General features: G+C 45.1%; 9 protein-coding genes and 1 pseudogene. 5 read left to right on the forward strand and 5 right to left on the reverse strand.

The window, feature by feature from the left end:
- From DXA74_RS16295 to DXA74_RS04950, 3 genes and pseudogenes are all read left to right on the forward strand, one after another.
- Positions 1 to 513, forward strand: a pseudogene (locus DXA74_RS16295) (hypothetical protein); the annotation flags it as partial.
- Positions 514 to 612: 99 nt separating this feature from the next.
- Positions 613 to 2166, forward strand: coding sequence for a DUF6057 family protein (locus tag DXA74_RS04945; protein ID WP_147401036.1), 1554 nt, complete (start codon positions 613 to 615; stop codon positions 2164 to 2166).
- A 6-nt stretch (positions 2167 to 2172) separates the two neighbouring features.
- Entirely contained in the window at positions 2173 to 3693 is a 1521-nt protein-coding gene (locus DXA74_RS04950; protein WP_118525722.1) for a PD40 domain-containing protein, read from the forward strand.
- A gap of 113 nt (positions 3694 to 3806) precedes the next feature.
- Here DXA74_RS04950 and DXA74_RS04955 read toward each other — a convergent pair whose 3' ends face one another.
- From DXA74_RS04955 to DXA74_RS04970, 4 genes are all read right to left on the reverse strand, one after another.
- Positions 3807 to 4994: a TlpA disulfide reductase family protein gene (locus DXA74_RS04955; protein WP_158576020.1), complete on the reverse strand. Its 1188-nt coding sequence runs from the start codon at positions 4992 to 4994 to the stop codon at positions 3807 to 3809.
- Between the two features lie 82 nt (positions 4995 to 5076).
- A complete protein-coding gene (locus DXA74_RS04960) occupies positions 5077 to 7737 on the reverse strand; it encodes a M60 family metallopeptidase (protein ID WP_158576021.1) in 2661 nt (886 codons plus the stop codon).
- A gap of 33 nt (positions 7738 to 7770) precedes the next feature.
- Positions 7771 to 9174: a leucine-rich repeat domain-containing protein gene (locus tag DXA74_RS04965; RefSeq protein WP_147401037.1), complete on the reverse strand. Its 1404-nt coding sequence runs from the start codon at positions 9172 to 9174 to the stop codon at positions 7771 to 7773.
- A gap of 30 nt (positions 9175 to 9204) precedes the next feature.
- Positions 9205 to 10665: an arylsulfatase gene (locus DXA74_RS04970; protein WP_118525788.1), complete on the reverse strand. Its 1461-nt coding sequence runs from the start codon at positions 10663 to 10665 to the stop codon at positions 9205 to 9207.
- 278 nt (positions 10666 to 10943) lie between these two features.
- Between DXA74_RS04970 and nagB the strand changes: the two genes are divergently transcribed.
- Complete coding sequence (gene nagB, locus DXA74_RS04975; protein ID WP_118525726.1) at positions 10944 to 11735, forward strand: glucosamine-6-phosphate deaminase; 792 nt, start codon at positions 10944 to 10946, stop codon at positions 11733 to 11735.
- A gap of 109 nt (positions 11736 to 11844) precedes the next feature.
- A complete protein-coding gene (locus DXA74_RS04980; RefSeq protein ID WP_118525789.1) occupies positions 11845 to 13086 on the forward strand; it encodes an anaerobic sulfatase-maturation protein in 1242 nt (413 codons plus the stop codon).
- Positions 13087 to 13219: 133 nt separating this feature from the next.
- On the opposite strand, the gene DXA74_RS04985 is transcribed toward DXA74_RS04980, so the two are convergent.
- On the reverse strand, positions 13220 to 17218 hold the full coding sequence (locus tag DXA74_RS04985; RefSeq protein ID WP_118525727.1) for a family 20 glycosylhydrolase: 3999 nt from the start codon (positions 17216 to 17218) through the stop codon (positions 13220 to 13222).
- Positions 17219 to 17229 lie beyond the last annotated feature (11 nt).

A 17229-nucleotide genomic window follows, 5' to 3' on the forward strand; every position in this document is an offset into this window, starting at 1 on the left:
ATCGAGGCTGGTCAGCCATTCTTCTACATTGGTGGTGGTGCAGCTCTGGGCGTTTCACAGGAACCGACTGCAGCTGATACAACTCAGATGTTGATCCAGTTCCCGAAGAACGAAACCAAGACTATCGCTCAGACTCCAAGCAGCTATAACGGCTTGATCGGTAACTACTACAGCGGTACTAAGGTGGCCAAGGGCTTCGGTGTTGTTAAAGAAACTAAGGGCGTTCAGTCAATTGACGCAACTACAGAAGACCAGCAGATCGGTTGGAACAGCGCTTACATCGATGCTTCCAAGATCGAGAACGCTGAGACTCCGGGAACTATCGTCGTTCCTTTGACCGGCGATCTGGAAACAGCTATCAAGGACGCTATCATCGACGCTCAGACCGGTAAGGTTAATGTTTACAGCGTTGACGGTATCCTGATTAAGAAGAACGTGAAGGTTTCAGAGGCTACTGAAGGACTTGCCAAGGGTATCTACATCGTAGGTAACAAGAAAGTGGCAGTTAAGTAATTAGAATCTGACAGAATATTGAAAAGAGGGAGGTAGAAATACCTTCCTCTTTTTGTTTTTTTATTACTTTTGCACTATAAATCTCAAAATCAAAAGCGCATGAAACAGAATATATTCCTGACAAAACTTCTCCCCTACCGGAACCACATCCTTTACTTTCTTATATGCTGGTTCCTATTAGGCTTATACTACAGCGACGTCCTGTATATAGCCCAACAGAACAGTTTCTTTACCACAGAAGGCATTCTCATGAAGTTCGTCACCGACCACTACCCTTACGGTTATCTCTGGTGGCTCGGACGGGCTGCTTTGCAACTCTTTTACTACCCTGTAATCGGCAGCGCAGTCACAGCCCTTATGTTCACATTAATTTCCGGACTTTTTGCTTATGTATTCCGTCTCAAGGGCAAAATGATCCTTCTTCAGTTCTTGCCGACCACCGTTTGGCTCGGCTATATCTTCTATCAAGGATATGACAATTACTATCAGGCAGAAACCGGAAAGATTCTGGGCATCCCCCTGTGTATCCTGATTATCCTCGTTCTTCAAAGCCTGTTCATGAGAACTTTCAGCAAAAAGCCGATTCTGTCTTTCTTCCGAACAGAAGAAAACAACCGTAAACAGAACATTTGGGAGAGCGTGATCCTCGTACTCATACCGTGTCTGCTTGTGGCATGGAATGAAACATATCGCCCGTATGTACGCCCCACAGCCCACATGCAAAAAGCATTGCAGAAGGAAGATTGGGAAGAAATGAAGGAGACCGCAAAAGAATGCGGTGTTTCTGCACGTCCCATTGCAGCCTACTATGCCATTGCCCTGCTGCAAACCGGACAGATCACCCAATCCTTGTTTGATTTGGAGTACAATTATGCCGACCTGCATCTGCACGACCGAAATAATGATAAAGACTTTGGAACGGCTTATTACGAGGCTGACGGCAACTTCTATGCCGGACTGACCAATACAGCATATCGGAATGCCATGGAACGTTTGACCATGGACGGTCCATCCGCACTGATTTTAAAGATTCTTACAGAATCAGCCCTGCTGAATGGAGAGACAGAAGTTTGCAAGAAATATCTGGACATATTAAAGTGTCTGCCTTTTGAAGGAGCCTTTGTAGAACATATTGAAATGTTTCTTGACGACCCGACTCTGATCGAAAAAAACCAGCGCTATGCCAATATCTTAAAGCTTCGCCCCGTAAACGATTCTTTTGAGACTCTTTACCGGGAGCCGCTTTTCCTGGGCTACAACATTGCGTTGCTGCAAGGACGCTCACTGGATGCCTTGCAGGCCTCATTGGCAGCATGCCTGTATAGCAAACTGATGCCGGACTTTCTGGTACGTACGGAGCCTCTGGTCAACACCAGTCCTCTGCCTCAGAATGTACAGGACGCTCTGATTATGGAAAGCTACAAGAACAACCGAATCGAGCAAGTATTCCAGTTCGACGCCTTTACAAAACAAAAGTATGCACTCTTCATGCAGCTGGCCGGACCATACAAACAAAACCGCGAAGAAGGTGCTCAAAAGCTCAAAGAACAGTTCCTGGGATTTTATCCTTACTACTATCACTTTGGTAATGTAAAGGCAGAAGCCGCACCTGAGAACGAACAGAAAAAACAAACCGAACAACGAGTAAACTAAGTCACTATGCATAAAAAACTGTTTATCAGTCTTGCGCTTGCCAGTCTGTTTGTGCTGGGCAGCTGCAAGAAGGAATACAATATTCCACAGAATTACGAATACAGCAAAGATTCTCTGGCCATATTTCCCGACTATAAGGATATTATTGTGCCTCCCAATATTGCACCTTTGAACTTCAGAGTCGATATTCAGGCCAAAAATATTCTGGCAGAAGTATGTGCCAACAAACAGACAGTAGTTATTCCTGCCAACGAAATGAACGAAATCCGTTTTGATGAGAAGGTGTGGAAAGACCTGATTAAAAATGAACACGGAAAAGGCATCAGCATCCACATTTTTGCAGAAACAGAGAAAGGATGGATGCGTTATCAGGACTTTCGCATTGACGTGGCACCGGAAGAAATAGACCGCTATGTATCCTATCGACTGATAGAGCCGGGATATGAGCTCTACCGCCAGATGGGACTTTATCAGAGAGACCTGGAATGTTTTGAGGAGAAAGCAATCTACGAAAACAACCGTGTGCACGATCTAGAAAACAATCATTGCGTAAACTGCCATAACTATCAGAATCACTCTACCGAGAAAATGCTCTTCCATGTGCGAGGAGCCCATGGAGGAACCATCATCTGCAACGGACAGAAAATCGAAAAGCTGGATATGAAAAACGATTCTATCCTCGGCCCTTCTGTCTATCCCAGTTGGCATCCCAAGATGAACAGCATCGCTTTTTCATCGAATATGACAGGCCAGAGTTTTCATATTCTGGATCAGGAAAAGGTTGAGGTCGTGGACGGAGAAAGTGATCTGGTATACTTTAATGTAGACAAACGAAGCATCAAAAACGTTCTGAAAACCAAAACCGATCTGGAGAACTTCCCCTGCTGGAACCCTCAGGGCGACAAGCTGTACTATTGTGTCGCTCATGTTCCTCAGCTGGATTCTCTGAATCAGGAGGAATCTTATCTGTATTTCCTGAATCACTATAAAGAAATCAAGTACAACATCATGTCCCTGGATTTCGATTCTAAAAAGGAGTCTTTCAGCAATCCGCAGCTTGTAGTGAACTGCAGTGCCGAAGGAAAAAGTGCTTCCGTGCCGCGGATCAGCCCCGACGGAAAGTATCTGCTCTTCACCAAAGGAGATTACGGGCAGTTCCACATCTGGCATAAAAGTTCTGACCTTTGGGTAAAAAATCTGCAGGACAGTACCACTTATGCTCTCTCGGCAGCCAACAGCAAGGATGTAGACAGCTATCATTGCTGGAGCAGCAACGGACGCTGGATTGTATTCAGCAGCCGGCGCGATGACGGAAACTTTACCCGCTTGTATATCGCTTACTTCGACAAGACCGGAAAGGCCCATAAAGCTTTCATGCTTCCCCAGGAAAGCCCGCAGGATAACATTTTACTGCTCAAGAGCTACAATGTACCGGAGTTGACAAAAGATGCGCTTAAATGCGACGAGAACAGCTTTAAGGAAGTAATCTACAAGCAGGAAGCCAAACGAGTAGACTACAAGCCTTAATGAAGAGATCATAAAGAACGAAAATTATCATCAGCATGATAATAAAAAAACTCGGGCACGGTAATTGTTTATCATGCTCGAGTTTTTTTTACGTACAGAGCTACGGCAAGGGGTCACATCATGGCGCCCATACTTACCGATACGGTCGATTTGGCCGGTTTTTGAACAGGCTTTCCTTCAAGCACCTCCTTTAAGGTATCCTTTATCTGCTTTCCGCGAACATTTTTCCGGTAAATCCGTCCTTCCTGATCCAGAACCAGAATAAAAGGAATGCCGCTGAACTGCATGGTATTCATTACTGCCTTACCGGAATCCTTCACCCAAGCCTGGGTCCACGGCATCTGTTCATCTTGAAGGGCCTTGGTCCAGTCTGCCTTCTTTCCGTCGATAGACACACTCAGGAAAGCCACTCCTTTGTCTTTAAACTCTTCATATACCGCTTTCAGATTCGGAATCTCCTGACGGCAAGGACCGCACCAACTGGCCCAGAAATCCAGCACCACAGCCTTACCCTTGAAATCAGAAATCCGTACCGGCGTTCCATCCTCTGAAAAACAGTCGAAAGCCGGCAGCACGCTCCCCGGCTCCATCCGTTTTTTACGGGCCAAGGCTTCGCTTTTTTCCTTCATATAAGCTTCTGCAAGTGCAGTAGCTCCGCTATTGGCCTTTTTCAGCGTATTCAAGGCCTGCTTAATCAAAACAGAATCTTCTTCGAAATTCAAGCCCCGTATGGCAGCCATCACCGCAGTACGGTCTGCATAATGCTTCACCAGATAACGGAGGTGCTCTACATAGTTCTCGTTTCCATGATCATAAAGTTTCATGGACAAGGACTGACGCTCATCTTCGGAAGTGAACTGGGCACGATAGGCAGCCTGCGACACAGCTATCATCTGCTGATAGTTACGATAACTCTCAAAGTTGATCCAATTCATCAGCTCATTGTTTTTTCCTCCCTTAATATAGACAAAAGGCGGATTCTTGATTTTGATCCGTGCCGTGTCCTTCCCGCGAAAATCCACATCGAGGTTCTCATCTTCCATCCACACATTTACAGACTGCCAGTTGGCACAGTTCAGAGTCACTACACTCGGACGATCCACCGGAATCTTCATCTCGTAAGTCTGGTCCGGACGCACCTCACAGGTTGCCAGAGTATCTCTCTGAAAGCCTTCGTAACGACAAGCCACAATCTTAAATCCGGGATCGGTAAACTGAACCTTTCCACGAACATGAATTTCATTGTCGGCAAAAACAGTCGAAGCACACGCCAAAGCGACTAATAAAAAGAATGATTTCATTGTATTATATTTTAATGGCATAAAAAGAAACGATACAAGGAAAAACCTTGTACCGTTTCTCTAAATCAGGTGATAATCATTTTTACTTCTTCACAGGTTCATTTGGAATATTCGGAGTCTCATAAACTGGCAGTGGAGAGTGAGCCATCTTCTCCATCATGTCGGCAGAAACTTCCTTCAGGCCAAGAGCCTTCATATCTTCCTTGAACTCAGCCTTCATATCCTCCATCATAGCGTAATCCTTCAATCCATAGTCATCGATAGACATGATGATGGTACGCATGAATCCGAACTTGTCGAAATAGTCGAACAGGTTGTAACCGCTGATCAACGAAGCCTTGCGGATATAGTTGAAGATAAACGGCACACTGTTCTGCCAGCAGTTAGAGTTTGCATTGATGTACTTCAACCAGCAAGTGTTCGGATAGAGTTCTTTCAGCTTATCCAATTTGCCTTTCACACCATTCTGTGCACTGGCAATCAGTTCATACTTATCAACTTTTGTCTTCTTGCTTCCATCGGCATAAGTCTCGATTGCAGAACCGTTCTCATTGTCATTCTGACGCAAAGACTCATACAAATCCAGCTGATAGTCAACCTTTGACTTATCTTCTGATACATAGCTGAAGTAGTTATGCAACATGTAGAATGGTGCTGTATTGGCTTCTACATAAACTTCGTGAGTAGATAATCCGTGTTCGGCATCTTCTGCAATAGCAGGGATTTCCCAACGTCCATTCTTGTAATATTTTGCATACTGTGCTCTGATCTCATCCTGAACAGCAGAACTCCAGCTGAAGCGGCTGATGTTGTTATAGGCACGCAAGCGTGGTTCAGAAGTTGCCGTATCATTCACATTTACAAAGAATGAGTTATAAGCACTCTCCCATGCACCCTTGATTCGTCCGGCATGCCAGTCATCGTGATATCCCATACGCAAAACGTTCTCACAAGAGTTCATGTTATTAGAACTTTCGCCCAGACCTGCCCAACAGAAATAAGGCTGCATCTGATGCTGGTGTCCCCACTCGTGGCTCAAGCCCCAAATAGCATCACCATCATTCTTCATGATTGTCTTACAATTCAAAACACGTGATTCACAATCATATTTGAAAGATACTCCGTAATAACCCTGGAACATGTAGTAGGTATAGTTCACATAAGCCATTGTACGGTTGTCCGGAACACGATTGTACTTCTTCAATCCCAGCAAGTGGTGCTCCCAGTCTACCAATGTATCCAATACATTCATAAACTGAACATAGCCCTTGGAAGTTCCGTCCAGAGCCTTACAGTAGTTTCTCATACCTGAGGCCTGCCATACAGAGTGAACCTTACTACCCACCAAGTCGATACAACGGTTCTTGGCATTCTTCAGAATTACATCCAGTTCCTCGTTCGTCTTGTCTGGAGTCAGATAACCGTTCACATTTCCATTGATAAAGTGTACCTTTACATTCGGATATTTTGCATGATCTACCGGATATGTATCTGAGTAATAAGCGATATAAGCCAGTCCATCGTAGTCAGACTTGTACTCAATAGAGTTAAGACCATTATGCAAAGTATATGAATACTCTACCGGGCCTCCTCCATTACCTTCAGCATTTAACTCCTGCGGGAACCAAGCAACCACTTTCAGGGTCAGTGACTCACCGTCCGGCAATCCGGAAACAGCGATTGCATGAGTACCTTTGTTAATGTTGATACCGGTTACTCCCTGAAGATGATCATAATACTTACCCGGAGCTTTCAACAAATCAGACTGAGCTTCTGGAGACAAACGGCAAGTATACTCCTGAATTCTGTCTTTGGTAAACTCGGCTTTATTGTCATACAACTGCTGAGCTACAAACTTGCAGAAAGGATTGGTCAATGCATTAATCTCATCTTGAGTAACTCCTTCTTTCAAAGCATCACACAAATCGCTGGCAAAAATGGCAGTGTTCGGATCATCGGCTTTCTTCTGATAGAACTCCATCTCAGCACATGAAGCAAAGTTTCCGGATCCAGATAAGATCTTGAACTGAATTGATTCCGGATTCTTTAATGGAGTCTCAAAAGAAACATCTCTTGAAGAAGACTTGCCGCCCCAACTTCCCTTGTAGACCTGTTTGTAATCTGTATCACCGGCACATTTTACGTAAATCTCCACTTCGTTGAAGTTTCCATTGCTACCACCAGAAGTACGAGGTACATAACGAAGATAGTCAATATGATCTACATTCTTGAAATTATAAGTCAGGGTAAAAGGAAAACCTCCTCCCTGGTTGTTATTATAAGGAGAGTGCCACAAAGTAGACACATCGCCGTCATAAGTGCGCTCAATACCTTCACCAGACTGACTGTCACTAGCTGTAGCAGAAGCGACCTTAACCTTCTCATCTGTAGGAACAAATGCAGCATATCCCTCACGATCCTGATCTACCTTGAATGTACGGGCCATAGCACCGTCCTTTGAAGAGATCGTGATGGTAGCATTTCTGTCCATGGCAACATTATTCGTTGCAACCTTTATTTTCAGACGTTTGTTTTCAATGGTTGGAGTCACCCAGTCAGAAGAAGACTTGACTTCAAGTTCCTGATTGGTCAGAACCGGAACAAAGAATGTTGTATCCGTATAGCCTACGGACATTTTCTGCGCACCCAGCAACACTATATTCTTATCGGTTGCACTCTGTGCCAAGGCTGTTGAAGTGGAAAGGAGTGCCAAAACTCCTGCAAACAATATATTTTTATTCATCATTTATTCGCTTTAAAATTCATTTTGAGAACATTACAGAGAAATCTTAACTCCGTTAACCAAGAAGATGCCGTGTCCTAAAGAAACCTGCTCCTCGTTTGTTACAATTCCGGTCCATACCTGCTTACCGTCCACTGTATAAATAGATACACGATAAGGCTTTCCGGATTTCATGGTTATAGTACCATTGTTTGTAACATAAGAGAAACCATAGGCATCCATGATATCCTGGATACCGGTTCCATCAGATACGGCCAAATTCTCACTGCTCAAAACCAAACCCGGAAATTCAGGTGAAGTTACTTCACAATGAATAGCCTGGAAAGGCTTCTTGAATGTAAACATATTGCTTCGTGCAGTGTAATCTGCATTAGAACCTTTCACAAGTTCTTCCTCTCCGTTCTTCCATACATATGAAGGTGAAGTGGCATTGCCATCCGCATCTGTATCCAGACCATCCAGAGTAAACTGCTCGTTCACCTTGATCTGCGTCTTAGGCAATGCGAAAGCACCTTGTGGAGAATAAAGCATATTCGCCGAATTTACCATATTATCCAAAGAGTGCATTGAAGCGAAGGTCAGGTTGTTGCCGTCGCAATAGAAAGCCAAAGACTTATTGCTTGAGTTTGCAGCCGGAATAGTCAATGTAGTCAATTCATTGTTTGAGCAAGAAAGAGTCTGCAGATTTGCATTATTCTGCATGCTCAATGAAGTCAGTTTGTTGTTGTCACACCAGAAGTCCACCAAACCGGTGCAGTTTGACATATTCAAGGTAGAGATTTCATTGTCGTCACAAACTACAGACTTCAAGTTTCTGTTTGAGCTCAAATTCAGTGTCTTCAGGGTGTTGTCCTGACACCACAAAGTTTCCAGAGCCGAAACGGTAGACAAGGTCAATGAAGACAATTTGTTACCAGAACAAATCAAAGTCTTCAGATTTGACGGACCGCTCAAAGACAAACTGGTCAATTGATTATTGGCACAGTTCAGTGTCTCCAGACTCTTCATCAAAGTCAAGCCCAAGTAACTTACTTCATTACCAGAACAATCCAAGTTCACCAGATTACGCATAGAATTCAAATCCAGTGTAGTCAGTTTGTTATCTGAGCAGAAGAAAGTGCTCAGAGAAGAACCGTCAGCAACATTGATCGCGGTCAACTCATTAGAGCTACAGTCAAGGAACCAAAGATTATCTGCAGATACAGTTATTGTCTGACCTTTCAGATCTCCTTGTATCGGTTCTCCTGTACTGGTAATACTAACAGGTGTTCCATCTCCCCAATCAACAGTAACAGTACCCGGATTAGTTGTAAAACTAAATGCCGCTCCGGCTGTCTTTGCTGTGGTCAGCGTCACCTTGGTCTGTGCTCCAGCCAAAGAAGGACTAAGGGCTAGTCCAGCGGCCAGTGCCAAGGAAAATAAAGTAGTTTTTTTCATTATAAATATAGGTAATTAAGTTAATAATATTTATTCGGGTAATTTTATCGGGAATATCGGACTGTCTACATGTTCCTTGCGCACAATTTCTTTCAGCTCGGCAACAATCTCAGGATGCTGGTCAGCCACATTATGATCTTCATGGACATCTGTGGCCAAATCGTAAAGTTCACTCTTACCTGATTTTACAATCAGTTTCCAGTCTCCCTTACGTACGGCAATCTGCTGTGTCTCGTTAAACTCCCAATACAAATAAGGGTGTTTCTTTTGTTTCTTGTCCTTGCCCAATAAAGTTGGAGCGAAGGAAATTCCGTCAAAATAGTCCTGTGCCTTATCTTTGTTTGTGTATTTTTTCTTGTAGTTCTTCTCTCCGGCCAAATCACAGAAGGTTGGCATGATGTCATAGAAAGCGATCTGATGATCATTTACGGCTCCTGCCGGAATCTTACCCGGCCATTTGGCGATGAAAGGTACTCGGATACCTCCTTCGTGACAAGAGCGCTTCAAACCGCGCAGTTTACCATCCCGTCCAAAGAATGACGGATCGGCTCCACCTTCCTCATGAGGACCGTTATCCGAAGAGAAGATCACCAAAGTATTCTCAGCGAGTCCTTTTTCTTCCAGTTTCTGCATAATCTCGCCTACATAACTGTCCAAGCGGGTTATCATGGCTGCAAACTGAGCGTGCACATTGGCCACTGCATTATATCGGGAACCGTCAGCACCCTTGAAATTCTTGTCGTTCTTGAACTGCTCCAGATAATAGTCCAGAATAGAATCTCCCGGCTGAACCAGTTCTGCATGCGGCAAGGTATAGGTAAAGAATCCGTAGAACGGCTGATCGGCAGTCTGCTTATCCAACCACTCCATCGCCTTCTCATGAATCATACGTGCCGAATATTGAGGACGACGACCATATTCAGAACCCAACATCGGATATTTGATATTTTCATCCATCACAACACGTACCACTCCGGTATCACCCAAAGCCTTACTGTAACGGTTCAAGAAGTTCGGATAATACAAATGAGCCTGGAACTGGCAGATAAAACCGTAATACTCATCTACTCCACGCTTATCCGGCGTAGAGACAGAGCCTTCATATCCTCCGGCCCACTTGCCGAACATTCCGGTAGTATATCCTAAATCTTTCATGATTTCAGGAAGAATCACATGATCCGGATCATAAGGATGCTGTCCGGCAACGGCATAATCGGTATTCCTTCCGTATTGAACCTGTCCGGACCAATATTCCTTGTTTCCGCGTACTTCAGTATGTCCGGTATGTTGTCCGGTCATCAAGCTGGCACGGGAAGGTGCACTGACGGGACTGCCGGCATAAGCCTGTGTAAATAACATACCCTCCGAAGCCATCTTGTCCAGATTCGGAGTCTTTATATATTTCTGACCGTAACAAGCCAGATCTCCGTAACCCATATCATCACATAGAATAAAAATTATATTGGGCTTGGAATTCTGTTGGGCCTGCATTCCCACTGATAACAACAAAGACCCAAACAAGCTAATTTTTTTGAGACTAAATTTTTTCCCTGAAATCATGATTCCGTTCATTATTGTATTCAGTATAACAATGCAAATTAAAAGAAAAAGCCAAAAATCTCCAATTTTCTTATGTTAAAGTTTTAAAGAGAATACTGATTAAAGAAAAACAAACTGGCTGAATAAATTCAACGAAAAAATTTCATTATATCTTTTACAATTACTACCTTTGTAACAGTAATGTACATTAATTATTAAAAGACAAAGTTATGAGAGTTATTATTGAGCCAAACTATGATCAGCTGTCACAATGGGCTGCCAATTACGTCATTAATAAAATCAACGCTGCAAACCCAACTCCGGAAAAGCCATTCGTTCTGGGATTGCCTACCGGTTCATCTCCAATCGGCATGTACAAGGCATTGGTAGAGGCTTGCAAAGCAGGTAAAGTAAGCTTCAAGAATGTGGTTACCTTCAACATGGACGAGTACGTAGGACTACCGGAATCTCACCCGGAAAGCTATCATTCTTTCATGGCCAACAACCTGTTCAACCACATCGATTGCCCAAAAGAAAACATCCATATCCTGAACGGTAACGCAGAAGATCTGGAAGCAGAATGTGCCAACTACGAGAAGATGATCGAAGAGGCTGGTGGCATTGATTTGTTCATCGGTGGAATCGGTCCTGACGGACACATCGCATTCAACGAGCCTGGTTCTTCTCTGACTTCACGCACTCGTGTTAAGACTCTGACTACTGATACACGTATTGCCAACTCACGCTTCTTCGGTGGCGATCCGAACAATGTACCTTTGCACGCTTTGACTGTAGGTGTAGGTACTGTAATGGCTGCCAAGGAAGTTCTGATTCTGTGCAACGGCCACAACAAGGCTAAGGCTCTGTATCATGCAGTAGAAGGCGGCATCACTCAGATGTGGACCATCAGCGCTCTGCAGTTGCACCAGCACGGTATCATCGTTTGTGATGAAGCTGCAACCGACGAATTGAAAGTGGGCACTTACAAATACTTCAAAGACATCGAGAAAGATGCTCTTTAATCGCTTCGCCCCAGATTATATCTGATCATAACGAAAACGCATCCTGAATACAGGCAGACAGCTCCAAAAGCCAGTCCTGTATTCAGGATGTCTATTTTAAATGCCATTTATGGAAAAAGCTACCTATACCCTTAGCAAACCGCTCTATATCATGACCAAGCCGGCCGGTTCTCTCTGCAATCTGGCCTGCGATTACTGTTACTATACTGAAAAGTCAAAACTCTACCAGCATACTCCCAAACAGATCATGAGCGACGAGTTGCTGGAAAGATTTATCAAAGAGTACATCAACAGCCAGACCACTCCCGAAATATGCTTCACATGGCATGGCGGAGAAACCATGATGCGTCCGCTTGACTTCTATAAGAAGGCGGTAAAGTTCCAGAAAATGTATGGACGGGGACGAAGAATCGCCAACTCCATCCAGTCCAACGGAACTCTGATCACCGAAGAATGGTGCCGTTTCTTCCATGACGAAAACTGGCTGGTCGGAGTCTCTATCGACGGTCCTCAGGAGTTTCATGACGAATACCGAAAATCAAAAAGAGGAAAACCTTCGTTCGTACAGGTCATGAATGGCATCAAGCTGCTGAACAAATATCAGGTGGAATGGAATGCCATGGCCGTAGTCAACGACTACAATGCCGACTATCCGCTCGACTTTTATCATTTCTTCAAGGAAATCGGCTGCCACTACATTCAGTTCACACCCGTTGTAGAGCGTATTTTCAAGCATCCCGACGGCCGTATCCTGGCCACTCCGACCGAAGGGGCGGAAGCCAAACTGGCAGACTTTTCCGTTACTCCCGAACAATGGGGCAACTTTCTGTGCACGATTTTCGACGAATGGGTGCGTCATGATGTGGGAGACTACTATATTCAGATTTTCGATGCCACTCTGGCCAACTGGGTCGGTGTGCTCCCGGGACTGTGCAGCATGGCTGAGACCTGCGGACACGCCGGAATCATGGAATTCAACGGTGATGTTTACAGTTGCGACCACTTTGTGTTTCCGGAATACAAACTGGGAAACATTTATCAGAAGAATCTGATTGAAATGATGTTCAGCGAGAAACAGCTCAAGTTCGGCGAGGCCAAGAAATCTGCCCTGACCCAACAATGCAAGAACTGCGAGTTTCTGTTTGCCTGCCACGGCGAATGCCCGAAAAACAGGTTCGCCCTTTCCAAAGATGGAGAAAGCGGACAGAACTATCTGTGCGCCGGATACCATCAGTTCTTCAAGCATGTGGCTCCATACATGGACTTTATGAAAGAAGAGCTCAAGAATGAAAGACCACCGGCCAATGTCATGCAATGGATCAAAGACGGCGGACTGGAACAGGAACTTTAGTCCGAGAAAGAAATGCTGAAACAGGCAATAAAAAAGAATCATATCATCACTCTCATTCACAGAGTTCTGATATGATTCTTTTTGTTTATAAGGAGGCTTAACTCCTCATTATTTCAATCCAACAATCACAAAGTTATTTTTTAATTACCTTCTGACCGTTTTCAATGTAGATACCACGTACGGTAACTTTCTTATACTCACGTCCGTTCAAGTCGTAGAGTTTTCCGTCACCCTTGCCGGTAACCTCTATCTGACCGATACCGGTGCTGAGTTTCTTATAAACCACCTGAATATCCAGATTCTCACCAACGACAGCAAGCTGTTCGGCCGATACATTTACAGTCGGTGCCTCATAACCATCCAGTTCCGGAGCATTCAATGTATAAGCATCACCAGCCTTGATAATCGTTGTTGTAGCAGGTACGGCAGTAATCGCATTGCCGTTATCATCCACATAGTTGCACTTCACTTCGAAATATGGAACAGCTACAAAAGAATAAGCCTTATAAGGATGAGCACCTGACCATCCGGTCATGCTTCCGGCATTACCATTCCAGTATTTTCCGTTTGTACCCTGAATCGTCCAGGTCACGTTATCTGCATTCAAAGTGAAAGTAAAGGTATCGCCATTATTGCCCACAGTTACGGCACTACCGTTTGGCAAAGCAGGAATATACTTCTCGTTGTAGCTCATCACCTTAAACTGGTTCTCTGAAGCACCGGCTGTCAAAGTCCAGATATAAGCAGGAGCACCCTCTGTGGCTTTGGTTGTCAGCACCTGACCGTTGGCTGCCACATTGATAAAGCCTTTGCGGTCTTCGGCTGATGTAGCATCGAAGAACAGATATTGTTTGCCGGCCTCCAGTTTGGTAACCGCTTCACCTACAGCCTTGAATCCACAGTACAAAGCCTCTGTGCCATAAGTAGCCGTGATGATTTCATCCTGGCTCGGAGTATAGCTTCCGGCAGGAATTGCAGCCTCCTTAAAGGTATAATAAGGAAGTTCCGGATATACTATCTCGATGCTCTCCCCGGTCTTGACGGTATCCTTCTGAATATCCAGCAAATTGCCATTTTCATCGCGATACTCAAAAGACAAGGCATAGGCTATTCTCTTATAAACTACCTTCACGGTCTGGTTCTGGCTGATATTCTCCACAACAGGAGCTTCTGTCTGAGCATCGCCATAGCTTACAACCTCAAAATTCGGAATCTCCGGAGCCTTGCAGGTTACGTTTGCACCATCGGCCACAGCCTCAACATAAGTGCCCAGTGTGTTACCGTCGGCATCCACACATTCATATTTCACCTGCCATACCTTATCCATCTTCCAAGCTGCTCCCTGCGGACGTACACCATCTACATAAATACATCCAGGATTAGTTGAGTAATTGGCAGATACCGGGAACAAAGCCTTATTCTCGGCAGTAGCCAGCGTAAAGTCCTGATAAGACGGGTTGAAGCTGTATTTATAGGCTGTCGGCGCTGTTCCCAGTGTCAGCGGGTTAGCATTACCGTTGATATACTTGCCGGAAACCAGATTCTTCAAGGCAAAGCTATTCTCGGCACTGTTCTCCACAACCCAGATGTCGGAACACCATTTTGAATCGGAAGTCTTGAGCAGACCTTCCTGTTCTGAGATTGACAAGCCTTTGTAGCTTCCTTCCACAGCATTGGTAATACGAATCTGGTCACCATCCTGCGGCACACCCAAAGTAGCCTCCATTGTCTGTATGGCTGTCTGGATTTCCTCGGCAGTAACATCTTCCTTCTCGATTACCGCTTTCAGTTCATCTGCTTTGGCCTGATCGTATTTACCGATTTGCGGATTTCCGGTTTCATAACATACAGCATTTGCCAGAAGTGACTTAGCTTCGCCGATCAGTCCCTCCAGACTGATTGTCTGGCTTCGGTCCAAAGGCTGGAATTCCCAAAGACCGCCATTACCATCTTTTGGATCGGCATAAAGATTGATAGCATAACCCTGACCGCCGGCACCCATATTGAAGTAATTATTGGTATGCTGATCACTCTGGATGGCATAATAGTAATTGTCGCCGTTCTGTCCGTAGTAAGACCCGGTCACGATCTTAAAGTTATAGTGCATGGCTTCCTGATCATAGCTCCAACGGCCGGTATTGCTGTTAGCTGTAGCCGTAGAGTTCACGGAACCGTTCGGGAATGCCTTGCAGACCAAAGCATATTTACCTTTGTTCTGCGGGTCCTCTACCAAAGCCCACCACTGATAATCGTAGGCTTCGTTTCCTTCAGCCACCATGGCACCACTCCAAAGGCGTCCGGCCTGTGCTCCCTTGTCACCATACTGAGAAATCTGTGAAGCACCTTCGCGCAGCAGTTCCACACACATATTATCGCGCTGATCGCTGGCCATAGTCACCAGGCGATACCACACCTTCTTTTCCAATGTAGAAGAAACCGGCAGAACCACCTCAGAACTGTTCATGTCCTTAATATAGTAAGGGGCATACTGATAGTTATTATAGTTCAGCAGTACGGTATCCTGCTTCATACGGTTGCAGAAGTCATTAAAGTTCTTCTTCTCGGTTGGTGACCATCCGGTTTCGGCGATAGCCATCAGACGCGGGAAAGTAAGATATTCCACATGACCGGCCTCGGAAACATGCTCGGTCCAGAATGTTCCCTGCACACCGGTGTAGTATTTCTGCAAATTGGCAGCCACTCCATTGCTTGGATTGTAGCCATATACTTGCTGCAAGGTGGCATCGTTACCGCCTCCCACAGCATGCGGTTCACTCGGGTCGGTTCCTGCCTTACGGTTAATGTATAAGGTAGGCTGAGGAGTCAGCACATTGTTCAAGCCCAACTCAGCTGCTTTCTTCGCCGCAGCATCGGCACCGGTCCAGCACATCACGGTAGCACCGGCTTTTTTAATCATTTCTACATCGGCTCCTCCTGCGGTAATAGCCTCGTTCCAAACATACAGTTTCTTGCCATGAGCAGCAGCGTGATCGGCCAATTCATGAATGAAATGACTTTGCAACTGACGATAGTTGGTATAACCATATTCCTTCATCATCTCCTGGCACTGCTTGTTGCTTTCCCAGGCAGAAGTGGGGCATTCGTCTCCACCGATGTGGAAACAAGGATAGGGGAACAACGCCATCAGCTCGGTCATAATGTCCTTGGCAAACTGAACGCCTTCGGGATTAGCCACATTCAGCACGTCGGAAGAAATACCACCATCGCACCAAACGTAATGTGAACCCTGAGGATTACAGCTATATTCGGGATAAGCAGTCATCGCAGCGGCAAAGTGTCCCGGCATATCCACTTCTGGAATGATGTCGATATGACGCTCCTGAGCATATTTTACCACATCCTTAATCTCTTCCTGAGTGTAGAAGTAAGGACCGTAGGGCTCATAGGTGCGGTAACGCTGGCCGCCCGGTATATATTCCGTGTTCCAAGAGAACTCGCGCACTCCTCCTACACTGGTCAGTTTCGGATATTTCTTGATCTCAACGCGCCATCCCTGGTCTTCGGTCAGATGCCAGTGGAATTTGTTCATCTTGTAATAAGACATCACGTCCAATATGCGCTTGATTTCATCCACCGTGAAGAAATGACGGCATACATCGAGCATATATCCACGGTACTGGAACTTCGGTGCGTCATTAATGTCCACCACCGGCAAAATGAAAGTAGTGACATTCGGGTCTTTCACTCCGGCCATGACACAAGGAGGCAACAGTTTCTTCAAGCTCTGGAAAGCATAGTAAAAGCCGCGGGTTGTTTCTGCCTCGATGGCAATGTTCTGCTCGGTGATCTTCAACTTGTAAGCCTCCGGACCCAGATTATTGGCTCCCGTATTCAGGTTCAGGTTAATTATAGAAGAAGCATCGCCCTGATCCACGATAGTGACATCAGCACCGGATACCTTCGTATAACATTCTACAAACTTCTCGGCCTCTACTTTAACAGAGTCGGCCAGACCGTTAATATTGATGCTGAATTTCTGCGGCAAGGTCAATGTTCCTTGTCCCATCTGAATCTCTTTTGGTAATGGAGTGAGATTCACGGACTCCTGTGCCCATATATTTCCTGTGGAAAGGACTGCCAGGGCAGCAGCAAAAAGGGTAACTTTTTTCATGTTCTCATGTA

Source organism: Bacteroides sp. OF04-15BH (assembly GCF_003477995.1).
Lineage (GTDB): Bacteria > Bacteroidota > Bacteroidia > Bacteroidales > Bacteroidaceae > Paraprevotella.